Origin of the sequence: Pseudosporangium ferrugineum (assembly GCF_003002065.1) — a bacterium.
Taxonomy (GTDB): domain Bacteria; phylum Actinomycetota; class Actinomycetes; order Mycobacteriales; family Micromonosporaceae; genus Actinoplanes; species Actinoplanes ferrugineus_A.
The window spans coordinates 12,427-34,860 of sequence record NZ_PVZG01000031.1 but is presented as its reverse complement, the minus strand read 5'-3'; the positions used below and the strand labels follow the sequence as shown (position 1 = coordinate 34,860).

Sequence of the window (22,434 nt, the reverse complement as noted above, 5' to 3'; positions counted from 1 at the left end):
GGTCCGGCGTGGCCGCCGGCCGGATTCGGCGCCGCCGTCGCGGGCCCGTACGGGCCGGGTCTGGGTGCCGTACCTGCTGATCGTGCTGACGGCGGCGGCGAGCCTCGCGGGACTCGCCGCGCGGCCCGTCACCGAGGTGCCCGGCGACTCCGCGGACTACGTCGTGGTGGCCGGCGCGGCGGGGCTGCGCTGGGACGACCTCGACCCGCGGCGCACGCCCACCCTGTGGCAGCAGGCGACCCGCGGCTCGATCGGCTGGCTGTCCGTCCGCTCCGCGCACCACGCGACCTGCCCCGCCGACGGCTGGCTGACCCTGGGCGCCGGCAACTACGCGGTCTGGAACGCCCAGCGGGTCAGCGGCGCGTGCCCGCCGCGCGCGCCGGTGGTCGAACGGCCCGACGGCATCGGCGCGAACCTGCCGGAGCTGGGCCAGGTCGTGCGCGCGAACGCCGACAACCAGCCGTACGGGGCGGTGCCGGGCGCCCTGGCCGAGTCGGTGCGGTGCACGGTCGCGGTCGGGCCGGGAGCCGCCGTCGCCGCCGCCCGGCCGTTCGGGCGCGTGGACCGCTACGTCCCCGAGCTGCCGGCCGACCCGCAGGGGCTGTTCACCCAGTGCGTTCTGAGCATGGTGGACCTGGGCACGATCACCGGCACCGGCGCCGCGCGGCAGAACCGGGTCGCGCAGGCCGACGCCGTGCTGGCCCGGGTGCTGGCCGCCCGGCCGCAACGGTCGCTGGTGGTCGTCGCGGGCGTCTCGGACACCGACACGACCTCGCGGCTGCACGTCGCCATCGCCGAGGGCCCGGGGTGGCAGGGCGGCTGGCTGACCTCCGCCGGCACCGGCCGCGACGGCTATCTGAAGCTCGTCGACCTGGCGCCGACGATCCTGACCGTGCTCGGGCGGCCCGCCCCGGAGGGGCTGTTCAACGGGCGTACGGCCAGCACGGTCCCGGGGCGTCCGGCGTCCCCCGCGGACTCGGTGCTCGGCGTGCACGACGTGAACCGGCGGGCCGGCGCGCAGCTCGGCATCGCCGGGTCGTTCTTCACCGGGCTGGCCGCCGTACAGCTGGCGGTCTTCCTGCTCGTGGTGCCGTTGATGATGCGGGCCCGGCGGCATGCCGGGCCGACCGGGCCGGCGTCCGCGCCGCGCGCGCTGGTGCTGCTCGTGGAGGTGCTGCTGATCGCGTGCGCGCTGGCGATCCCGGCCGCGCTGCTGGCCGACGCGATCCCGTGGTGGCGGTCCGGGCGGCCGGGCATCGTGTTCGCGCTGCTCACCCTCGCGCTGATGGCGGCCGGCACGGCCGCGATCCGGTTGACGCCCCGTTACCCGCGCACGCTGTGGCCCGCCGGGGCGGTCGCCGCCGTCGCCGTCGTGATCGTCGGCGCGGACCTGCTCACCGGCGCGCGCCTACAGCTCAACGGCGTCGCCGGCTACTCGGCCATCGAGGGCTCCCGGTACGCGGGCGTGGGCAGCGTCGGCCTCGGCGTCCTCGTGGCCGGCGCGCTGGTCGTCGCGGGCTGCGCCGCCCAGTGGGTACGCCGCCCGTGGCGCCCCGTGGTCGTGGTCCTCGCCGGCGGGTTCGCGGTGATAATGGTCGGCAGCCCGTACCTGGGCGCGGACCCGGTGGGGGCCGTCGCGGTCACCGCCGGGGTGTGCGTGGCCGCCGCGATCAGCACGGGCGGCTGGCTGACCTTCCCGCGGTTCGCCTGGGCGACGGTCGCCGGGCTGGCCGTGACGATCGGCTTCGCCGTGCTGGACCTGCGGCGGCCGGTCCTCGAGCAGGGCAGCGTCGGGCGCTTCGTCACCGCGATCCTCGACGGCGCCGCCGGCCCGGCCATCCAGCGCTCCGCGGCGGCCAGCGGGCTGGCGATGGACAGCCCGCTGACCATCCTCGCGCTGGTCGGCGCGATGGCCCTGGCCTTCGCGCAGTTCTCGCCGTGGGGCGGGCTGAACCGGGTCTTCGGCCTGCATCCGGCCATGCGTGCGGCGCTGGCCGGCACCACCGTCACCGTCGTGCTGGCCGGGATGTTCGGGGGAGCGGCGTTCACGGTCGCCGGCGCGGCCGCGGCGATCGCCGTCCCGCTGTACGTCCTGACCACCCTGCGCGTCCTCGAGCACGCCGCCGACCGCACCCGGCCCGAGGGGGAGACGGACGGCCCCGGCGGCCCCGGCCTGTCGATGCGCCGCGACGCGGGCCCGCCTCCGGACAAAACCGGCACCGAGGGCCTGATCGTCCGCTGACACGCGTGCCGAGCAGCCCGGACGTGCGCGCGCCGACACAGGTGTTACTGTGAAATCCCGTGGATGGCGTCGAAATGGATCGTCGCCGGTCTGCAAGACCGAACTGACCGACCACGGGAGCAGGCCTTGGCACCAACAGTGCGCGAGACGCGGCACATCTTCGTCACCGGGGGCGTCGCCTCCTCGCTGGGCAAGGGCCTCACCGCCTCCAGCCTCGGCAATTTGCTGACCGCACGCGGACTGCGGGTCGTCATGCAGAAGCTGGACCCTTACCTCAACGTCGACCCGGGCACCATGAACCCGTTCCAGCACGGTGAGGTGTTCGTCACCGACGACGGTGCCGAGACCGACCTGGACGTCGGCCACTACGAGCGCTTCCTCGACCGGGCGCTGTCCGGCAAGGCGAACGTCACGACCGGGCAGATCTACTCGGCCGTGATCGCCAAGGAGCGCCGCGGCGAGTATCTCGGCGACACGGTGCAGGTGATCCCGCACATCACCAACGAGATCAAGGAGCGCATCTTCGCGATGGCCGCTCCCGACGACTACGGCCGGGTGCCGGACGTCGTCATCACCGAGGTCGGCGGCACGGTCGGTGACATGGAGTCGCTGCCGTTCCTCGAGGCGATCCGCCAGGTGCGCCACGAGATCGGCCGGGACCGGGTGTTCTACCTGCACGTGTCGCTGGTGCCGTACCTCGCGCCGTCGGGCGAGCTGAAGACCAAGCCGACCCAGCACTCGGTCGCCACGCTGCGCAACATCGGTATCCAGCCGGACGCGCTGGTCTGCCGCAGCGACCGGGAGATCCCGGACAAGCTCAAGCACAAGCTCTCGCTCTACTGCGACGTCGACCGCGAGGCCGTGGTGGCCTGCCCGGACGCGCCGAGCATCTACGACATCCCCAAGGTGCTGCACCGCGAGGGGCTGGACGCGTACGTGGTCCGCCGGCTCGGCCTGTCGTTCCGCGACGTCGACTGGACCAGCTGGGACGACCTGCTCGAGCGGGTGCACCACCCCCGGCGCACGATCACCGTGGCGCTGGTCGGCAAGTACGTGGACCTGCCGGACGCGTACCTGTCGGTGAGCGAGGCGATCCGCGCGGCCGGCTTCGCCAACACGGCCAAGGTGCAGCTGCGCTGGGTGCCCAGCGACGACTGCGACACCATGGCGGGCGCGGCGGCGGCGCTCAAGGGCGTGGACGGCATCGTCATCCCCGGCGGCTTCGGCATCCGCGGGATCGAAGGCAAGATCAATACTTCCCGGTACGCCCGGGAGCACGGCATCCCGATCCTGGGCCTCTGCCTGGGGCTGCAGTGCATGACGATCGACGCGGCCCGCCACCTGGCCGGGCTCGAGGGCGCCAACTCGCTGGAGTTCGACGAGCGGGCGCCGTACCCGGTGATCTCCACGATGGCCGACCAGCAGGACATCGTCGCGGGCAAGGGCGACCTGGGCGGCACGATGCGGCTGGGGGCGTACCCGGCGGCGCTGGCCGAGGGTTCCGTCGTGGCGGAGGCGTACGGCAGCACCGAGATCTCGGAGCGGCACCGCCACCGCTACGAGGTCAACAACGCGTACCGGGACAAGCTGGCCAAGGCGGGCCTGAGGTTCTCCGGCACCTCGCCGGACGGGCGCCTCGTCGAGTTCATCGAGCTCGACCGGGAGACCCACCCGTTCTTCGTGGCCACCCAGGCCCACCCGGAGCTGAAGAGCCGGCCGACCCGGGCGCACCCGCTGTTCGCCGCGTTCGTCAAGGCCGCCGTCGCGTACGCGGCCGCCGACGAGCTGCCGGTCGAGGTGGCCGCCTCCGCGGAGCCGGACACCGACAAGGCCGCGGTCCCCGCCTCATGAGCGCGTTCGCCCACGAGACCCGGTCGCGCACCGAGAAGTACGCCGGCCCGATCTTCACGGTCTACACCGACGAGGTGACCATGTCCGGCGGCGGCACCGCCGACCGGGACGTGGTGATCAACAAGAACGCGGTCGGCGTGGTCGCCCTCGACGACGTCGGCCGGGTCGTGCTGATCAGGCAGTACCGGCACCCGGTCGGCAAACAGCTCTGGGAGCTGCCGGCCGGCCTGCGCGACGTCGAGGGCGAGGACCTCGCCGTCACCGCCGGCCGCGAGCTGGCCGAGGAGGCGGACATCACGGCCCGCCGCTTCGACCTGCTCGTCGACCTGCACACCTCGCCGGGCTTCAGCGCGGAGACGATCCGCATCTTCCTCGCCCGCGACCTGTCGCCGGTCCCGGAGGACGAACGGCACGACCGCAAGGACGAGGAAGCCGACATCGAGATCTGCTGGGTGGACCTCGACGAGGCGGTCGCGATGGTGCTGCGCGGCGAGATCACCAACGCGGCGGCGGTGGGCGGCCTGCTCTGCGCGGCCCGCGCCCGCGACGACGGCTGGGCCACGCTGCGCCCGGCGGACACCCCGCCGCTCTGACGCCGTCCCGGTACGGGCCGCCCCGCGGCGGGCCCGTACCGGGGAGGTTCCGTGAACATCCTGTGCACGACGGGCCTCGGCGCGGTCGCGGCTGCCACCATGCCGGCGTGGATTTCCTTCTCGTCGTCGCATCGATCATCGTCGCCGGCTCCGCCGCCGGGACCTTCCTCGTCGTCCGCACCGATCTGCGCCGCGGGCCGGCCGTGGCCGTCTCGGCCGGCACCGGCCTGGTGGTCGGGCTGCTCTTCTTCCTGGTCGTGTACCTCGCGGTGGTCGCCTATCTCGCGGCCCTGTTCGCGTACGTGATCGTGCGCCGGCTGTGGTCGGCGCGGGTGGCCGCCCTCACCGGCCTGGCCGCGTTCGGCGCGGTGGCCGTGGCCTCCGTCGCCGTGTTCGCGGTGGCGTTGAGCACCATGTAACCGCTCATCGGGGGAAATACCGGGGGACGCACGGGCAGCGACATCGGGCGGTCGTCACTTCTTGATCTTCGGGCAACGGATCGGCAGTATCTTCCACTTGGTGGGACGGTAATCTGCGAAGCAGCCCGTCTCGGGTATGAGCCATCGACGTCTCTCCCGGAAAGGACGGTGTCGACTCGTGAAGGTCGGCATTCCGAGCGAAGTGAAGAACAACGAGTTCCGGGTGGCGATCACCCCGGCGGGGGTCTTCGAGTTCACCCGCGCGGGCCACCAGGTGTTCGTGCAGGCCGGTGCGGGTGCCGGCTCCTCGATCACCGACGACGACTACGCGGCGGCGGGCGCCACCATCCTCGGCGACGCCGACGAGGTGTGGGGCACGGCCGAACTGGTCCTCAAGGTCAAGGAGCCGGTCGCCGAGGAGTACGGCCGGATGCGCGAGGGCCAGGTCCTGTTCACCTACCTGCACCTGGCGGCGTCGAAGGAGTGCACCGACGCGCTGCTCGACCGCAAGGTGACCGGGATCGCGTACGAGACGGTGGAGCTGCCCGACCGGTCGCTGCCGCTGCTCGCCCCGATGTCCGAGGTCGCCGGCCGGCTGGCGCCGCAGGTCGGTGCCTACCACCTGATGCGCTCCGGCGGCGGGCGTGGCGTGCTCATGGGCGGCGTGCCCGGCGTGTACCAGGCCAAGGTCGTCGTGATCGGCGCCGGGGTGTCGGGCATGAACGCCGCGGCGATCGCGCTGGGCATGCAGGCCGAGGTGCTGGTGCTGGACAAGAACATCGCCCGGCTGCGCGCGGCCGACGCGGACTACCGGGGGCACCTGCAGACGATCGCGTCGAACGCGTACGAGATCGAGAAGGCCGTCATCGACGCGGACCTCGTGATCGGCGCGGTGCTGGTGCCGGGCGCGAAGGCGCCGAACCTGATCTCCCACGACCTGGTCTCGCGGATGAAGCCGGGCAGCGTGCTCGTGGACATCGCCATCGACCAGGGCGGCTGCTTCGAGGACTCGCGCCCGACCACCCACGCCGACCCGGTCTACCCGGTGCACCAGTCGATGTTCTACTGCGTGGCGAACATGCCCGGCGCGGTGCCGCACACCAGCACGTACGCCCTGACCAACGTCACCCTTCCGTACGCGCTGGAGCTCGCCAACCGCGGCTGGCGCGACGCGGTCCGGGCCGACCCGGCGCTGGCGCTGGGCCTCAACACGCACGCCGGCCACGTCACGTACGGCCCGGTCGCCGAGGCGCACGGCATGCGGGCCCTGCCGGTGTCCGAGGTGCTCAGCTGAGCCTCGCCGCGGCCGTACAGACCTATCTCGACCACCTGACGGTCGAGCGTGGCCTGTCGCGCAACACCGTGGCGTCGTACCGGCGGGACCTGGACCGGTACCTGGAGTCGCTGGCCGCGGCGGGGATCACCGACCTCGCCGCGGTCACCGCCGCCGACCTGACCCGCCACCTGAGCCTGCTGCGGGAGGGTTCCGAGGAGCATCCCGCGCTGTCGGCGTCGTCGGCGGCGCGGGCGGTCAGCGCCGTACGCGGCCTGCACCGTTTCGCCGCCCGCGAGGGCCTCGCCCCGCACGACCCCGGCCGCGACGTCAAGCCGCCGGCCCCGCCCAAGCGGCTGCCCAAGGCCCTCGACGTCGACCAGGTCACCCGCCTGCTCGACGCGGTCGCCGGCGACGAGCCGCTGGCTCTGCGGGACAGGGCGCTGCTGGAATTCCTCTACGGCACCGGCGCGCGGATCTCCGAGGCGGTCGGGCTGGACGTCGACGACCTCGACGACGCGGTGGTGACCCTGCACGGCAAGGGCGGCCGGACCCGGCTGGTGCCGCTCGGCTCGTACGCGCGCGCCGCGCTCGACGCGTACCTGGTCCGGGCGCGGCCGGTGCTGCTCGCGGGCGGGAAGGGCACGCCGAAGGTCTTCCTGAACGCGCGCGGCGGCGGGCTGTCGCGGCAGAGCGCCTGGACGATCCTGCACCGGGCGGCGGCCACCGCGGGGCTGCCGGTCGAGGGGGCCCACGCGGTGTCCCCGCACACGCTGCGGCACTCGTACGCCACCCACCTGCTCGACGGCGGCGCGGACGTCCGGGTCGTCCAGGAACTGCTCGGGCACGCCTCGGTGACCACCACGCAGGTGTACACGCTGGTGACGGTGGACCGGTTGCGGGAGGTCTACGCCACCGCACACCCGCGCGCTCGTTAGGCGTTGGGCACCAGTGGACGACACGCCGAACGGGTGACCCCGGATGGGCTGCTTCCGTGGCGTACAGTCGGGCATCGGCTCCGGCTGCGGGTCGAGAGGGGGCTTGAGGGACATGGCGGGGAACGACGAGCGCGCGGAGGCCTGGACCTCGGCACTGCGCGAACAGCAGAGCTCCCTCGACCTGGGCGCCGACCTGGGCCCGGCCGACCCTACGGCGTACACGATGCGCCGCCCGATCCCCGAGCCGATGCCGACCGACCGGCACGGACCGGCGCGGATCATCGCCCTCGCCAACCAGAAGGGCGGCGTCGGCAAGACCACGACGACGATCAACCTGGGCGCGGCCCTCGCCGAGTACGGCCGCAAGGTCCTGCTCGTCGACTTCGACCCGCAGGGCGCCTGCTCGGTCGGCCTCGGCGTCAACCCGCACAACCTCGACCTGAGCGTCTACAACCTGCTCATGCAGGACGACGTCACCGCCGAGGACGTCATCATCAAGACCGACGTGGCCGGCCTCCACCTGCTGCCGGCCAACATCGACCTGTCCGCGGCCGAGATCCAGCTGGTCAACGAGGTCGCCCGGGAGATGGCCCTGGCCCGGGTGCTGCGCACGGTCCGCAAGGAGTACGACTTCATCCTGATCGACTGCCAGCCCTCGCTGGGCCTGCTGGCGATCAACGCGCTGACCATCGCGCACGGCGTGCTCATCCCGCTGGAGTGCGAGTTCTTCAGCCTGCGCGGCGTGGCCCTGCTGCTGGACACCATCGACAAGGTCCGCGAGCGGCTCAACTTCGACCTCGAGCTCGAGGGCATCCTGGCGACCATGTACGACAGCCGCACCACGCACTGCCGCCAGGTGCTCCAGCGGGTCGTCGAGGCGTTCGGCGACAAGGTCTACCAGACGGTGATCACCAAGACGGTGAAGTTCCCCGAGTCCACGGTGGCCGGCGCGCCGATCACCTCGCTGGACCCGGCGTCGTCCGGCGCCCGCAACTACCGGCAGCTCGCCCGCGAGGTCATCGCCGCGAAGGCCGAACGAGGCTAGCTTGCTCTTCGCCCTCGGCGAGCCGGTCGCATTCGTCGCGCTGGTCGTCTCCTTCCTGCTCGCGCTCCTGCTGCGCGCCTTCGCGATCCGGTTCACCGCCCGTACCCTCGGCATCGCCGACCGCCGGGAACCGGTCAGCCCGCGCCTGCGCGAGGACATCGACCCGTTCGGCGCGGTCGCGGCCGCCGTCGGCGGCATGGGCTGGGGCAGGGTCGTCAGCGTCGACGAGGTCTCCCGCCGGCACGGCCGGGGCCGCGCGGCGGCGGTCTTCCTGAGCGGCCCGCTGGCCTGCATCGTCGTGGCCCAGCTCTGCTTCGCCGCGTACGCCTTCAGCACGCCGCTGAACTACCTCGGCATCATCGACCCGTCCGACCTGCTCCGCGGGGTCGACCTGCCGGTGACCGAGCAGGTGCTGCTGTCGCTGGGCGGCGGTTTCCTGACCTTCGGCCTGCTCGCGCTGATCCCGATCCCGCCGCTGGACGGGTTCGGGGTGCTCTGGTCGGCGCTGCGCCGGCCCGACCGCGGCATGCAGTGGATGCGGCTGTGGTTCGAGGAGAAGAACATCGGCGTCCTCGTGCTGCTGATCTGCTGCTTCTTCCCGCTGAGCTACCCGATCCTGCTGGTCGTCCTCGACGTGCTCGGGGTGCTGTTCGTGCGGCTCTGGGGATGACCGCCGTGGCCGCGCCGCCGGCGCCCGTCGCTCCCGCGGACGAGGTGCGCCGCCGCCGGTGGCCGGTGCACCTGGTCGCGGCGGTCGCCTTCACCGGGCTCGGCCTGCTCGTCATGGGCAACTTCGTCGGTCACCCGGTGGACCGGGTCTCCGACCATCTGGCCAACGACAACACGTGGTTCCAGTGGTTGCTCGGCCACGGCGCCTACAGCGTGCGGCACCTCGAGAACCCGCTCTTCTCCGTACGGCAGAACTACCCGGTCGGCGTGAACATCATGGCCAACACGTCCGTGCTGGGCGTGACCATCCCGCTGGCGCCGGTCACGATGCTGTTCGGGGTGCGGATCGCCTACCTGGTGTGGATGGTCCTGGCGCTGGCCGGCACCGCGTTCTCGGCGTACTACGTGCTGCAGCGCTGGGTGGTGCGCTCGCCGGTGGCGGCGGTGCTGGGCGGCGCGTTCGCCGGGTTCGCGCCGGGCGTCGTGCACCACGGCAACGGGCAGCCCAACTTCGTCAGCAACTTCGCGCTGCCGTTCATCGTGGTCGCGGTGATGCGCCTCGGCGTGACCGGGCGCTGGCTGCGCGACGGGATCGTGCTCGGCCTGCTGGTGACGTACCAGGTCTTCGTCAACGAGGAGATCCTGGTGGTCACGGCCGGGGCGTGCGGCGTCGCGGTGCTCGGGTACGCCCTGCTGAGCCCGCGGGCGGCCCGGGAGCGGGCGCGGCACTTCGCGGCGGCGCTGGCGGTCACGGCGGTGGTGGCGGGGACGCTGTGCGCGTACCCGCTGTGGTTCCAGTTCAACGGGCCGGGGACGTTCACCGCGCTGCCGCACTACCACGCGTGGGGCGAGGACCCGGTCGCGTACGTGACGTTCTCCCGCGACACGCTCGCCGGCGACGCGAGCGTCGAGCGGACCATCGGCCGTACCGAACAGAACAGCTGGTTCGGCTGGCCGCTGGTCCTGGTCGTGCTGGCCGCCGTGGGCGCGCTGATCCGGCGCTCGATGCTCGTGCGGGTGGCCACGTTCACCGCGGCGGTGCTGGCGATCTTCTCGATGGGCCCGAAGCTGCGGTGGGCGGGGCAGCTCACCGACCTCCCCGGCGTGTGGCACTGGATCCCCGACGACCTGCCGGTGTTCGGCCTGCTCACGCCGAGCCGCATCACGTTCGGGGTGGTCGGGTTCGTCGCGCTGATGATCGCGGTGGCGTACGACGCCGCTGAGCGCGTACGCGGAATCCTCTCGGGGGTGGCCATGCTCGCCGTGATAGCCGCCCTCGTGCCGTTGATCCCCACCCCGCTGCCCGCCCGCGTCGACGCCCGCCCTCCGCAGTTCATCACCTCCGGGGCGTGGCGCGACTACGTGCCGCCGGGACACTCGCTGATCCCGCTCCCGCTGCCCGACGACGCCGGCGGGCGGGACTCGCTGAGCTGGGCGGCGTGGGAACGGTCGGAATTCCCGGTGCCGGAGGGCTACTTCCTCGCGCCCGACGCCGACGGGATCGGGCAGGCGGGAGTCGAGCCCAGCGTGCTGACCACGGTGGTCTCGGACGCCACCCGCAGGGGCAAGATCGCCCAGGTCACGCCCGAACTGCGGGCGGCGGTCCGGGTCGACATCGCCCGGTTCCGCGGATCGGTGCTGGTGCTGCGCGCGCTGCCGGGCTACGAGCCGCTGCGGCGGATGGTCGACGAGCTGGTGGGTCCGGGCGAGCAGTTCGGCGACGCCTGGGTGTGGCGCGTCGGCTGAGTTTTTCGTCGTACGCCGCTGCTAGGTTCCTGGTCCTCGCTGGACCGCGGCTCGCAAGGAGAACTCGTGACGATCGGCTCGCATCTGACCACCTTCGCCGGACTGCCCATCGTGGCCTGGGACGCCGGGGACGACCCCGCGGACCCGGCCGCGGTCGCGTGGCGGGCCGAGGTCACCGACTTCGAGGCGCCGCCGTCGGAGTTCGAGGAGGCCTTCGAGCGGGTGCTCGCGCGCGCCGGCGACGGCGGCCCGGTGGCCCTGGTGCTCGGCGAGTGGGGCTCGGCCTACGAGGAAGCCGCGCCGCTCGACCTGCTGGTGCGCAACGCCGGCCGGCTGGGTGCCCTCCGGTCGCTGTTCATCGGCGAGATGACCTTCGAGCAGTGCGAGATCTCCTGGATCCAGCACGGCGACATCACGCCGCTGCTCGAGGCGTTCCCCCGGCTGGAGCGCCTGTGGCTGCGCGGCACGGAGGGCCTCGAGCTGAAGCCGCTGCGCCACCCCGCCCTCACCGAGCTGGTCGTGCAGTCCGGCGGCCTGCCACCGGCCCTCGCCCGGACCGTCCTCGAGTGCGACCTGCCCGCCCTCACCCACCTGGAGCTGTGGCTCGGCGTCGAGGCGTACGGCGGCGTCGCCACCCCCGACGACCTGGAACCGCTGCTCTCCGACCGGGTCCTGCCCGCCCTGACCCGGCTCGGCCTCTGCAACGCGGAGAACACCGACGCCCTCGCGGCCGCGCTGGCCGCCTCCCCGCTGGTGCCCCGGCTGTCCGAGCTGGACCTCTCCAAGGGCACCCTCGGGGACGCGGGCGCGGAGGCGCTGCTCGCGGGGCAGCCGCTCGGCCACCTGCGGGCGCTGGACGTGAGCCACCACTTCCTGAGCGCGGAGGTGGCGCAGCGGCTGGTCGACGCGCTGCCGGGGGTGCGGGTGGACGTGTCCGAGGCGTGCACCGAGGAGCGGTGGGGCCGCTATACGACGGTGGCGGAATGAGCGCTCTCCTGCCCGGCGGGACTCCGCTTTCCTCCGGGCCTTCCTTCGGGCCTTCCTCCGGGCCTTCCCTCGGGCTTTGCTCCGGGCCTTCCTCCGGGCTTTGCTCCGGGCCTTCCTCCGGGCTTTGCTCCGGGCCTTCCTCCGCGCTTTGCTCCGGGCTTTGCGCCGGCGGCGCCTTGGGCTGCGCTTCTTCGGGTGGCGGTGGGCGGGGGCGGGTCGCGGTGGTGGGGGAGCCCGGCGACCGGCGGGTGGCGATGTTCGCCGCCGCGGCCGTCGCGGCCGGGCTCGGGACGCCGGACGTCTTCGCGTGGCGCGACGTGCTGCGCGGCGGCCCGGTGCCCGGCCCCGGGACGATCGTGCGGATCGACTCCCCGGGCGCGACCGGCCTGCGGGGCTCCTGCCCGCCGGCCCCCGCCGAGCCCGGGGAGATCGCCGGGCTCGCGGCGGCCCACGCGGCCCTCGCCGCCGCCCTCGACCGCATAGCCGCCGGCGGCGGCACCCTGCTCAACCCGCCCGCCGACATCCTCACCATGGGCGACAAACGGCGTTGCCACGCCGTGCTGAGCGCCGCCGGCGTGCCCGTGCCCGAGGCGCTGCCCGCGATCACCGGCTGGGACGGGCTGCGGGCGGCGATGCGGGCCGCGGGATGGGCCCGGGTCTTCGTCAAGCCCGCGTACGGTTCGTCCGCCTCGGGGGTGCTCGCCCTCACCGCGACCGGCACCCGCGCGTCCGCGATCACCTCGGTGGAACGGGCCCCCGACGGGCGGCTCTACAACAACCTGCGGGTGCGCCGCTACGACAGCGAGACCGAGATCGCGGCCATCGTGGACCGCCTCGCCGCCGACGGCCTGCACGTCGAGCGCTGGTTCCCCAAGGCCGGGCTCGGCGGCCGCACCCTGGACCTGCGCGTCGTGGTCATCGCGGGCCACCCCGGCCACGTGGTGGTCCGCACCTCACGCACCCCGATGACGAACCTGCACCTGGGCAACGCCCGCGGCGACGTGGCCGACGTGCGGGCGGCGGCCGGCCCCCGGGCGTGGCAGGCCGCCCTGGACACCTGCGTACGGGTGGCCGCCTGCTTCCCCCGCAGCCTGCACGTGGGCGTGGACCTCATGTTCGCCGCGGGCTGGCGCCGGCACGCCGTCGCCGAGGTCAACGCCTTCGGCGACCTGCTGCCCGGCGTCCTCGCCGACGGCCGCGACACCTACCGCGCGCAGGCCGACGCCCTGCGGCAGGCGATGCTCCCTTCGTTCGCGCAGCCCGGCGCGACGTGGCGCGGCGCGCAGACCGGCGCGACGTGGCGCGGCGCGGAAGCTGGCGCGACGTGGCGTGGCGTGGAGGCCGGCGCGACGTGGCGCGGCTGGGCGGAGGGCTGATGCGCGGCCTGATCGGCAGCCATGATCTGCTCTTCGTCACGCTCGACACGCTGCGCTACGACGTCGCCGCGGCGTGCCTCGCCGAGGGCCGCACCCCCGAGCTGGCCCGCGTCCTGCCCGGCGGCGTCTGGCAGCGGCGGCACACCCCGGCCACCTTCACGTACGCGGCCCACCACGCGTTCTTCGCCGGCTTCCTGCCGACCCCGCTCACCCCGGGCCCGCACGAGCGGCTGTTCGCGGCCCGCTTCGCCGGCAGCGAGACCAGCGGCCCGGACACGTACGTGTTCGACGCCGCCGATCTGCCGACCGCCCTGGCCGACGCCGGCTACCACACGGTCTGCCTCGGCGGCGTCGGCTTCTTCAACCCCGGCGCCCCGCTCGGCCGGGTGCTGCCCGGCATGTTCGCCGAGGCGCTGTGGGAGCCCGCCTTCGGCGTGACCGCGCCGGCCTGCCTCGACGCGCAGACCGACCGGCTCGCCGCCGTCGTCGCCGGCCTCGACCCGGCCCGGCCGCTGTTCACGTTCGTCAACGTCGCCGCCCTGCACCAGCCCAACCGCCACTACCTGCCGGGCGCCGCCGCCGACACCCTGGACACCCACGCGGCGGCCCTGGCGTACGTCGACTCGGTGCTGCCCCGCCTGTTCGCCGTCGCCGCCGGCCGGGGCCGCCCCTGCCAGGTGATCATCTGCTCGGATCACGGCACCCTCTACGGCGAGGACGGTCACACCGGCCACCGCGTCGCCCACGAGGCCGTGTGGACGGTGCCGTACGCCGACTTCGTGCTGGAGACCGCATGAGCCTCGACTCGTCGCCGTACCAGGGCTATCTGTACGCGTACCCGCACAAGAGCGCGTACCGCCGCCTCGACCCGCGGCCGCTGCTGCGCGACGTGTGGGCGGGGGAGCCGCAGGGGGCGCTGTTCGCGTACGTGCACGTGCCGTTCTGCGAGATGCGCTGCGGCTTCTGCAACCTGTTCACCCGCGCGCACCCGCCGGCCGAGCAGGTGACGGCGTATCTGGCGCAGCTGCGGAGGCAGGCTCTGGCCGTACGCGAAGCAATGTCGCCGTCCTTCTCGCAGCTCGCCGTCGGAGGTGGCACGCCCACCTATCTGACCGCCGCGGAGCTGGAGGAACTGTTCGCCATCGTCGAGGACACGTTCGGAGCCTCCGGGATCGCGACCTCGGTCGAGACCTCCCCGGCGACGGCGACCCCGGAGCGGCTGGCGGTGTTACGCGCCCACGGCACGACCCGGGTGAGCATCGGTGTGCAGAGCTTCGTGGAGGCGGAGGCCCGCGCCGCCGTACGCCCCCAGAAACTCCCGGAGGTCTTCGCCGCCCTGGACACGATCCGCGCGTCGGGCACCCCGGCGCTGAACATCGACCTGATCTACGGGATCGACGGGCAGACCCGGGCGTCCTGGCGGCATTCGCTGGAGCAGGCGTTGCGCTGGAAGCCCGAGGAGCTGTTCCTGTATCCGCTGTACGTGCGCCCGCTGACGGGCCTGGGGCGCCGGGGCGGCGGACGGGCGGGCTGGGACGCTCAGCGCCAGGAGCTGTATCGGGACGCCGTCGAGCTGCTGACGGACGCGGGGTACACGCAGCAGTCCATGCGCCAGTTCCGCGCACCCTCGCACGCTTCCTCCCCGTCCGCCGGGGCCTTCCCGTCCGCCGCTTCCTCCCCGTCCGCCGGGCCGGACTACTCCTGTCAGGACGACGGCATGGTCGGTCTCGGCTGCGGCGCCCGCTCGTACACCCGCGAACTCCACTACTCGTTCGACTACGCGGTCGCCGTGCCGCACGTCCGGGCGGTGATCGACGACTACCTGTCCCGCCCGCCGGCCGACCTGCACCACGCCGAGTACGGCTTCCGCCTCGACGCCCACGAACAGCGCCGCCGCTGGCTCCTGCAATCGCTGCTCCGCGTCGACGGGGTCGACGCGTCCGCGTACGAGGAACGCTTCACCACCCGCCACGACGACGACTTCCCCGAGCTGGCGGCCCTGGTGGACCGCGGCTGGCTGCACCCGGACCACGCCCGCCTGACCCCGGAGGGCCTGGCCCACTCCGACGCGATCGGCCCGTGGCTGACCTCGGCCCCGGTCCGCGCCGCGATGGCGACCTCCCCGATCCGATGACCGCCCCGCCGTTGTTCATCCTGTGGCGGGGCCCGCTGGCCAGCTGCAACTACGACTGCCCGTACTGCCCGTTCGCCAAGCGCATCGACCCGCCCGACCTCCTCCGCGCCGACCGCGCCGCCCTGGAACGCTTCGTCACCTGGGCCGGGCAGACCACCGACCGCCGCCTGTCGATCCTCTTCACCCCGTGGGGCGAGGGCCTTACCCGCTCCTGGTACCGCACCGCGATCGTCGGCCTGTCCCACCTCCCGCACATCGACCGGGTGGCCATCCAGACCAACCTCGCCGCCCGCGTCGACTGGCTCGCCGACGCGTCCCCGCGGGTGGCCGCGCTGTGGGCGACCTACCACCCGGGCCAGGTCACCGAGGACCGCTTCCTGAGCCGCACCCGCCGCCTCGACGACCTGGGCCACCGCTACTCGGTCGGGGTCGTGGGCCTGCCCCAGCACTACGAACCCGCCCTCTCCCTGCGCCGTGCCCTGAAACCCTCGGTGTACCTGTGGGTGAACGCCGCCGAGGGCCACCTCTACAGCGAGGACGAGGAACGCCGCTGGACCCGGCTCGACCCCCACTTCGGTACGAGCGTGCGCCCCCACCCCTCCCTGGGCCGCCCCTGCCAGGCGGGAGAGACCGCCATCTCGGTCCGCGGCGACGGCGAGGTCCGCCGCTGCCACTTCATCGACACCCCGATCGGCAATCTGTACGACGGCAGCTGGCGAGCAGCCCTCCGCCCCCGCCCCTGCACCAACCGCATCTGCGACTGCCACATCGGCTACGTCCACCTCGAACCGCTGGGCCTGAGAGACGTCTACGCCGGCGGAGTCCTCGAGCGGATCCCCGCCAGGTGGCCGGCCTGAGCGACCGGAGCGGTCCCTACCGGCGCTTCCAGGCGGCGATCAGCCCCGCCAACCGCTGAGCCCCCCGCGGATCCCGCCCGAACAACACCGCGACGGCGAGCGCGAACACCCCGGCGCCACCCGTCGCCACGGCCCACTCCGGCACCGCACCGCTGCCCACGACCGCCGCACCACCTCCCAGCGCCGCCCCGGCCTCGACAACGCCCCGGACGTCCACCCGCCGCACCGCCGCGACCGCCCTGCCGGGCCGCAGCACCACGGCCCGCCGCTCGAGCCCGTCCAACGTGGCACAGGCGAGATCGGTCATCTCGGCGGCCACCGCCGGAATCTCCAACCGGCGGGCCAGCGGCACGTGCACCGCGAGAGTGTCGATCGAGGCCCTCCGCCGCTTCGCCGGCGCGACGTACCGAAGGGTCCGCAGGTTGTGCAGCCGATCCGCCACGGCCACCAGCATCACCTCGCGGCTGACCGCCCCGCCCTCCCGCACCACCCCGGCGGTCAACGCGTCGACCGCTCCCGCGATCTCCGCCCCGAACTCGGCGTGCAGCACGGACGCCCGCACGCCGGTGTCCTCGACCACGTCGTGCAGCAACGCCGCACAGATCGCCGGGACCGTACCCCCGTGACGCGCAACGATCGTCGCCACCTCGACCGGATGAGTGATGTATCGGTCGCCACTACGCCGGCGCTGCCCCCGATGAGCCCGTTCAGCCAGCTCATAGGCGTGAAAGAGAAGAGGGATGTCGCGATTGCGTCGAGTGTCGCTGAGAATGCGCGCCAGACCACCCATCGTGGAACCCATGGTCCAGCTTATGCGGCACAAGGCCCTCAGCGTCATGAATGAATCCCCCGGGAGCGACGAACGGCACCGGCATGGACCATGATCGACGGCTATGGGTTTCTGGGGGAGTTTCGTGGTGCACCGGGGCGAGGCCCTGCTGTGGGAGCTGATGCCCGACGAGCCGGGGTTCCGCCACGCCGAGCTCGTTCACGACGCCGGATGGCAGGTCACGCGGGTCGGCGTCTCCTCCGGCGACCTGCCGGACACCTTCCTCACCGATCTGCGCGACCTCACCGGCGCGCCCGTTCTGGCCGCCGACATTCTCGACAGTGACGCCGCTTACGTCCATGCCGTGGGAATCGACACTCCCTTCTGGGATACCTGGCTCGAACCCGACGGTGCGATCAGCCATTTCGTGCTCGCCGCTGCCCCGTTCGACGACGACGACAACTACCTCGGTGACGACTGGGTGGACCCCGAATGGGAGGGGCGGGCCGCCGAAGCGAAGCGGAAGTTGCTGGAGGAGACGCTCACCGGAGCTGCCGCCGCCTCCGCGGCGACGGCGTGGGCCGTCGAGGCGGGACTGACGCCGGACCCGATCGCCGCCGTGGTGGCGACCCTGGCTGACGTGCGCACGTTCGCCGAGGAGCAGTTCTTCGCCCTCCTGGACCGCCTCGGCATCCGCGTCTCCGAACAACCGGCCCCTCCCACCGTTGCCGATGTGCTGCGCCTGCTCCTGGGCCTCCGGCTGACGAAGATCACCAAGATCCCCCACCTTCCCGTACGCGGAGAGCACCTTGAACTCACCGACGTACCGGACCTCGTGTGGGCCATGGAGGGTCACCCGCCCGTGATCGCCTGCTCGTGCCGCGGCGAGTTCGAGCTCCGCATCGCCGAGCCACCCGCGGGCGGTTCCGCGTACGAGCCGGCGGGGGCGGTCGAGGGCCGCGAACTGACGGACGCGTGCCTGATCACCCACCGGGTCTACCCCGACATCCACGGCGCGGTGCTGCGCTTCGGCGACCGGGATCTCGCGGTGAGCACCGTGGACGGCCGATGGGTGTCGCACGCCGAGGGAAGCGATCGCCGCGTGCTGGGGTGGCTGGCGCCTCAGAAAAGGGTCTCCGGCTGAGCCGCGACCGGCTGCGGCAACGGCTCCAGGCCGGGCAGGCGGGCGCGCACCTCGTCGTGGAAGCGCCGCGCGAGTTCCGGCGCGTCGGCGTTGTCCGGCGTGTGGATGAACACGGTGGGGGAGCGGCCCTCGCGCAGCCATTCCGTCACCGCGTCCACCCAGTGCCGCCAGCCCTCGACCGTCCGGCCGGAATCGTCGCGGCCGAGATAGCGAACGATCGGCCGGTCCGTCAACGCCAGCGTCCGCAACGGCATGCGCGGCTTCTTCGTCCAGGCGTCACGCTCCGCGTCGCTGGTCGGAGGGCTCCGGAACAACGCGGTGGTGTCGAACGGCACCCACTCGGCCTCCACCGGCGCCAGCACCTGCTCGAGCCGGGTCGTGGCGCGCGGATCCTCGAAGAACGCGGGATGGCGCACCTCCACCGCATATCGGAACGAGCGCGGCACCCGGCCGAGAAAGTCCGCGAGGACACCGGTCTCGGCGGGAGAGAAGGACCCGGGCAACTGCACCCACAGCGCGTGGATCCGGGGACCGAGCGGTGCCATGGCGTCGAGGAAGATGCGCAGTTCCTCCTCGGCGCCGGCCAGCCTGCGTACGTGGGTGATCTGCTTCGGCAGCTTCACGACGAACCGGAAGCGCGGATCGGTCTGCTCCGCCCAGCCGGCCACCGTCTCTCTCGCGGGCGTCGCGTAGAAGGTCGTATTCCCCTCCACCGCGTTGCACCATCCGGCATAGGCCCGCAGCCGTTCCTGCGGCGCCGGCGGATGCGGCAGGAAACGACCCTGCCAGGCCCTCAGATTCCACATCGCGCACCCGACGTGAAGGCGCACCGCTTCCTCCCCTCGTCAACCCGTGCGACGACCGTATAGCGGCCCTGGGGCGCCGGACGTACCGAGGTATCTCGCGCGTGGCAGCTCCGGGACCGCGTCACCGCGCCGCTCCGGTGATCGGCACCCGGCCGATCTTCGCCGGCGTCGTCAGTTACCCGGGAGCGGGCAGGGCGTTTGACCCACGAGGGGCTGTTCGCGAAGGTTGTGGGGGTTGCACGAGTGAGCCGGGAACAGCTTGTCGGACCCGTGGTCTACGGTCAGCACGTGCCTGAAGAGCCTCTTCCCGCGACCGGCGAACCGGGCGGCCCCGGCCCGGCGTCGCCCGGCCCGATGTCGCTCAGCGCGGTGTCGTCCGGCTCGGTGTCGGCCGGCTCGGCGTCGCTCAGCGCGGTGTCGTCCGGCTCGGCCGCCGACTCGCCGGCGGCACTCGCTGTCCCTGACGACGCCGCGTCCGCGGAGGGCAGCGCGGCGACGGACGCCGTGGTCGCCACCGCGGTGGCCGACGACGAGGCGGCGGACAACGGCAGGTTCACCGTACGGCTCACGAACTTCACCGGGCCGTTCGACCTGCTGCTGCAACTCATCGGCAAGCACAAGCTGGACGTCACCGAGGTGGCGCTGCACCAGGTGACGGACGACTTCATCGCGTACATCAGGGGGATGGGCGACGACTGGGATCTCGGCGAGGCGAGCGAGTTCCTGCTGGTCGCGGCCACCCTGCTCGACCTCAAGGCGGCCCGGCTGCTGCCCGCCGCCGAGGTGGAGGACGAGGAGGACCTCGCCCTGCTCGAGGCCCGGGACCTGCTTTTCGCACGGCTCCTCCAGTACAAGGCCTACAAGGAGGCCGCCGCCCACATCGCGGAGCTGGAGAGCACCGGGGCGCGGCGGTGGCCCCGAGCGGTCTCGCTGGAGCCACGGTACGCCGAGGCCCTGCCGGAACTGGTGCTCGGCGTCGGCCCGGACCGCCTGTTCAAGCTCGCCCTGAAACAGTTCCTGCCGAAGCCGGGGCCGCCGCAGGTCTCTATCGCGCACATCCACCAGGTGCGCGTCAGCGTCCGCGAACACGCCAACCTCATCCGCGACCGGCTCCGGCGCGCCGGATCGTCGACGTTCAGCCTGCTCGTCGCCGACTGCGAGAACACCCTCGAGGTGGTGGCCCGGTTCCTGGCCCTGCTCGAGCTCTACCGGGAGGGACTGGTCGACTTCGAGCAGCCGGTCTCCCTGGACGAGCTGACGATCAGGTGGATCGGCGGGGACGACGCGAGCACCGACCTCGACATCGACGACTACGAGGGCACCCCGCCCGAGCCCGACACGGCGGCCACCGAGCCGGTCTCGGAGAGCGACACCGACGGGGATGACGACGCACGGAACCAGGCCGGGCCGGGGGCGGAAGCCGGACCGGAAGCCGCATCGGAAGAGGACAAGGCATGACGGACGAACGCCCGGACTCTCTCGCCGCGCAGGCGGCCTCCTGGGTTCCGCCCTGGGAGCGGGCTCAGCGCCCGCCGGACCCGGCCTACGCGGCGGCCCATCGCGGTGACGACGACACCCGGCAGCCCGAGCCGGACGCCGCCGGCGACACCCGGCAGCCCGAGCCGGGCGCCATCGACGACACTCCGCAGCCCGACCCGGGCGCCGCCGACGACACTCCGCAGCCCGAGCCGGGCGCGCCGGACGATGAAGCTGACCTCGAGTCGCCGGCCGAGCCGCTGGAGGCCGGGGGCCTGAGTTCCGCGGTGGTGGCGGGCGCGGCTCAGGAGGGCGGTCAGGGCGAGGACGCGGGCCCTGGGGTGCCGCCCGAGCTGCCGCCGGTTCCGGGGGAGGGAGACGGGACCGTCACGGTCGACGCGCCGCAGGAGTTGCCGGGGGATGAGGAGCTCGATCCGACCGATGTCGGCGTGGGGCCGGAGGTTGCGGTGCCCGGCGCGATCGAGGAGGCGGCCGAGCGCGAGACCGAGGCGTCGCCGCTGGTGGATGCGCCGTTGCCGGAGGACGGGGACGACGCCGGGGACGTGTTCGATCATGCCGCGGATGACGACGTCACCGACGACGCCGAGGTGGACCTGCCGATCGCCGAGGAGGTTCCCGGGCCGGAGGCGGACGACGAGGCCCCGGACCCGGCCGGGGCGGGGCAGGGCGTCGATCCTCCTGCTGCGGCCGGTGCCGCGCCGGGTTCCGGGATTCCCGCTCAGGGCCGTCGCAGCAGGGGAGGGGGTGCTGCTTCCGGGGCGTCGTCAGCCCGTACGGAAGAAGAAGTAGAGCTCGCGCCGCTCGATGAGGGTGAGTTGCGGGCGGCTCTGGAAGCGATTCTGCTCGTGGTCGACGAGCCGGTCGCCGAGATGCAGCTGGCGCAGATCGTGGAGCAGCCCACCGAGCGGGTGGCCGCGGCGCTGGACGACATCTCGGCGCGGTACACGGCGGCCGGGCACGGGTTCGACCTCCGGCGGGCGGCCGGGGGGTGGCGGCTCTACACGCGGCCGGAATACGCGCCGTACGTCGAGCGGTTCGTTCTCGACGGGCAGTCCGTGCGGCTGACCCAGGCGGCCCTGGAGACGCTGGCGGTGGTCGCTTACAAGCAGCCGGTGACCAGGTCGCGCATCTCGGCCATCCGCGGTGTGAACTGTGACGGCGTGATGCGTACCCTTGTCACGCGCGGCCTCATCGAGGAATGCGGCACCGAGGGCGAGACCGGGGCATTCCTGTATCGGACCACGACGCTGTTCCTCGAGAAGCTCGGCCTCAACTCGGTGGACCAGTTGCCGCCGCTGGCCCCGTTCCTGCCCGACGACGTGGAAGAAGTGCTCGATGCCTCAGGCTGATCCGGATACCTCCGTGCGGCTGCAGAAAGTCCTGGCCACCGCCGGAATCGGATCCCGGCGCGCGTGCGAAGACCTGATCTTCCGCCGCCGCGTCACCGTCAACGGACGGGTCGCCAAGCTCGGCGACAAGGTCGACCCGGCGACCGCGGAGATCCACGTCGACGGCCAGCGGGTCGTCACCGACACCAAGCTCGTGTATCTCGCGATGAACAAGCCGCGGGGCGTGGTCTCCAGCATGGACGACGAGAAGGGCCGCAACGAGCTCGCCGACTTCCTCGGCACGTTCGAGCAGCGGATCTTCCACGTCGGCCGGCTCGACGCGGACAGTGAGGGGCTGCTGCTGCTCACCAACGACGGGGCGCTCGCGCACAAGCTGATGCATCCCTCGTACGGGGTGGCGAAGACCTACCTGGCCGAGGTCGACGGGCCGCTGCCGCGCAACGTCGGGCGGCGGCTGCTCACCGGCGTCGAACTCGAGGACGGCCCGGCGAAGGTCGACGCGTTCAAGCTGGTCGACGCGGTGGGCCGGACGGCCCAGGTGGAGCTGACCCTGCACGAGGGGCGCAAGCACATCGTGCGGCGGATGATGGAGGAGGTCGGGCATCCGGTGTCGCGACTGATCCGCACCGCGGTGGGGCCGATCCGGCTGGGTGACATGCGACCGGGTGGTTTCCGGCACCTGTCGAACGCGGAGGTCGGGGCGCTCTTCAAGTCCGTCGGGGATTAGCGCTGCTCCTGC

20 protein-coding genes are annotated in these 22,434 nt (G+C 72.9%); 18 read left to right on the top strand and 2 right to left on the bottom strand.

What is annotated here, in order from left to right; genetic code table 11:
- The first annotated feature begins 64 nt into the window (after nucleotides 1–64).
- From CLV70_RS35570 to CLV70_RS35505, 14 genes are all read left to right on the top strand, one after another.
- Nucleotides 65–2,242 carry a hypothetical protein gene (locus CLV70_RS35570; RefSeq protein WP_245908704.1) on the top strand — a complete coding sequence of 726 codons (2,178 nt, stop codon included), beginning with the start codon at nucleotides 65–67 and terminating at the stop codon, nucleotides 2,240–2,242.
- Between the two features lie 126 nt (nucleotides 2,243–2,368).
- A complete protein-coding gene (locus CLV70_RS35565) occupies nucleotides 2,369–4,093 on the top strand; it encodes a CTP synthase (RefSeq protein WP_106131017.1) in 1,725 nt (574 codons plus the stop codon).
- Nucleotides 4,090–4,686: an NUDIX domain-containing protein gene (locus CLV70_RS35560; protein WP_106131016.1), complete on the top strand. Its 597-nt coding sequence runs from the start codon at nucleotides 4,090–4,092 to the stop codon at nucleotides 4,684–4,686. Before CLV70_RS35565 ends, CLV70_RS35560 begins: the two co-directional genes overlap by 4 nt.
- A 107-nt stretch (nucleotides 4,687–4,793) precedes the next feature.
- The gene (locus CLV70_RS35555; protein WP_106131015.1) at nucleotides 4,794–5,105 is read left to right on the top strand and encodes a hypothetical protein; all 312 of its coding nucleotides are present in this window, start codon (nucleotides 4,794–4,796) and stop codon (nucleotides 5,103–5,105) included.
- A 178-nt stretch (nucleotides 5,106–5,283) separates the two neighbouring features.
- Nucleotides 5,284–6,399, top strand: a complete 1,116-nt coding sequence (gene ald, locus CLV70_RS35550; RefSeq protein ID WP_106131014.1) for an alanine dehydrogenase — start codon at nucleotides 5,284–5,286, stop codon at nucleotides 6,397–6,399.
- Nucleotides 6,396–7,316 (top strand): site-specific tyrosine recombinase XerD, encoded by a 921-nt coding sequence (locus CLV70_RS35545; RefSeq protein ID WP_106131033.1) that lies wholly within the window; start codon nucleotides 6,396–6,398, stop codon nucleotides 7,314–7,316. Before ald ends, CLV70_RS35545 begins: the two co-directional genes overlap by 4 nt.
- 112 nt (nucleotides 7,317–7,428) lie before the next feature.
- Nucleotides 7,429–8,361: a ParA family protein gene (locus tag CLV70_RS35540; protein WP_106131013.1), complete on the top strand. Its 933-nt coding sequence runs from the start codon at nucleotides 7,429–7,431 to the stop codon at nucleotides 8,359–8,361.
- A 1-nt stretch (nucleotide 8,362) separates the two neighbouring features.
- Nucleotides 8,363–9,031, top strand: a complete 669-nt coding sequence (locus CLV70_RS35535; RefSeq protein WP_106131012.1) for a zinc metalloprotease — start codon at nucleotides 8,363–8,365, stop codon at nucleotides 9,029–9,031.
- Entirely contained in the window at nucleotides 9,028–10,776 is a 1,749-nt protein-coding gene (locus CLV70_RS35530; protein ID WP_106131011.1) for a hypothetical protein, read from the top strand. Before CLV70_RS35535 ends, CLV70_RS35530 begins: the two co-directional genes overlap by 4 nt.
- Before the next feature lie 66 nt (nucleotides 10,777–10,842).
- Nucleotides 10,843–11,763, top strand: coding sequence for an STM4015 family protein (locus tag CLV70_RS35525; protein ID WP_106131010.1), 921 nt, complete (start codon nucleotides 10,843–10,845; stop codon nucleotides 11,761–11,763).
- A gap of 221 nt (nucleotides 11,764–11,984) precedes the next feature.
- A complete protein-coding gene (locus tag CLV70_RS35520) occupies nucleotides 11,985–13,139 on the top strand; it encodes an STM4014 family protein (RefSeq protein WP_245908697.1) in 1,155 nt (384 codons plus the stop codon).
- Nucleotides 13,139–13,936 (top strand): STM4013/SEN3800 family hydrolase, encoded by a 798-nt coding sequence (locus tag CLV70_RS35515; RefSeq protein WP_106131032.1) that lies wholly within the window; start codon nucleotides 13,139–13,141, stop codon nucleotides 13,934–13,936. The genes CLV70_RS35520 and CLV70_RS35515 overlap by 1 nt, the downstream gene beginning before the upstream one ends.
- Nucleotides 13,933–15,273: an STM4012 family radical SAM protein gene (locus CLV70_RS35510; protein WP_106131009.1), complete on the top strand. Its 1,341-nt coding sequence runs from the start codon at nucleotides 13,933–13,935 to the stop codon at nucleotides 15,271–15,273. Before CLV70_RS35515 ends, CLV70_RS35510 begins: the two co-directional genes overlap by 4 nt.
- Entirely contained in the window at nucleotides 15,219–16,130 is a 912-nt protein-coding gene (locus CLV70_RS35505) for an STM4011 family radical SAM protein (protein WP_245908695.1), read from the top strand. The genes CLV70_RS35510 and CLV70_RS35505 overlap by 55 nt, the downstream gene beginning before the upstream one ends.
- A 16-nt stretch (nucleotides 16,131–16,146) precedes the next feature.
- Here CLV70_RS35505 and CLV70_RS35500 read toward each other — a convergent pair whose 3' ends face one another.
- Nucleotides 16,147–16,920 carry an HD domain-containing protein gene (locus CLV70_RS35500; RefSeq protein ID WP_245908702.1) on the bottom strand — a complete coding sequence of 258 codons (774 nt, stop codon included), beginning with the start codon at nucleotides 16,918–16,920 and terminating at the stop codon, nucleotides 16,147–16,149.
- Nucleotides 16,921–17,023: 103 nt separating this feature from the next.
- Between CLV70_RS35500 and CLV70_RS35495 the strand changes: the two genes are divergently transcribed.
- Nucleotides 17,024–18,043 carry a hypothetical protein gene (locus CLV70_RS35495; RefSeq protein WP_106131007.1) on the top strand — a complete coding sequence of 340 codons (1,020 nt, stop codon included), beginning with the start codon at nucleotides 17,024–17,026 and terminating at the stop codon, nucleotides 18,041–18,043.
- Here the strand turns inward: CLV70_RS35495 and CLV70_RS35490 are convergent.
- A complete protein-coding gene (locus CLV70_RS35490; RefSeq protein WP_211304019.1) occupies nucleotides 18,022–18,849 on the bottom strand; it encodes a DUF72 domain-containing protein in 828 nt (275 codons plus the stop codon). The genes CLV70_RS35495 and CLV70_RS35490 overlap by 22 nt on opposite strands.
- Nucleotides 18,850–19,137: 288 nt before the next feature.
- On the opposite strand from CLV70_RS35490, the gene CLV70_RS35485 reads away from it, so the two are divergent.
- The 3 genes from CLV70_RS35485 to CLV70_RS35470 all read left to right on the top strand — a co-directional run bounded on the left by CLV70_RS35485 (nucleotide 19,138) and on the right by CLV70_RS35470 (nucleotide 22,422).
- Nucleotides 19,138–20,307 (top strand): segregation and condensation protein A, encoded by a 1,170-nt coding sequence (locus tag CLV70_RS35485; RefSeq protein ID WP_245908693.1) that lies wholly within the window; start codon nucleotides 19,138–19,140, stop codon nucleotides 20,305–20,307.
- A 371-nt stretch (nucleotides 20,308–20,678) separates the two neighbouring features.
- Nucleotides 20,679–21,695 carry an SMC-Scp complex subunit ScpB gene (scpB, locus tag CLV70_RS35475; RefSeq protein ID WP_425440267.1) on the top strand — a complete coding sequence of 339 codons (1,017 nt, stop codon included), beginning with the start codon at nucleotides 20,679–20,681 and terminating at the stop codon, nucleotides 21,693–21,695.
- Nucleotides 21,682–22,422: a pseudouridine synthase gene (locus CLV70_RS35470; protein ID WP_106131004.1), complete on the top strand. Its 741-nt coding sequence runs from the start codon at nucleotides 21,682–21,684 to the stop codon at nucleotides 22,420–22,422. Before scpB ends, CLV70_RS35470 begins: the two co-directional genes overlap by 14 nt.
- The last annotated feature ends 12 nt before the right edge of the window (nucleotides 22,423–22,434 follow it).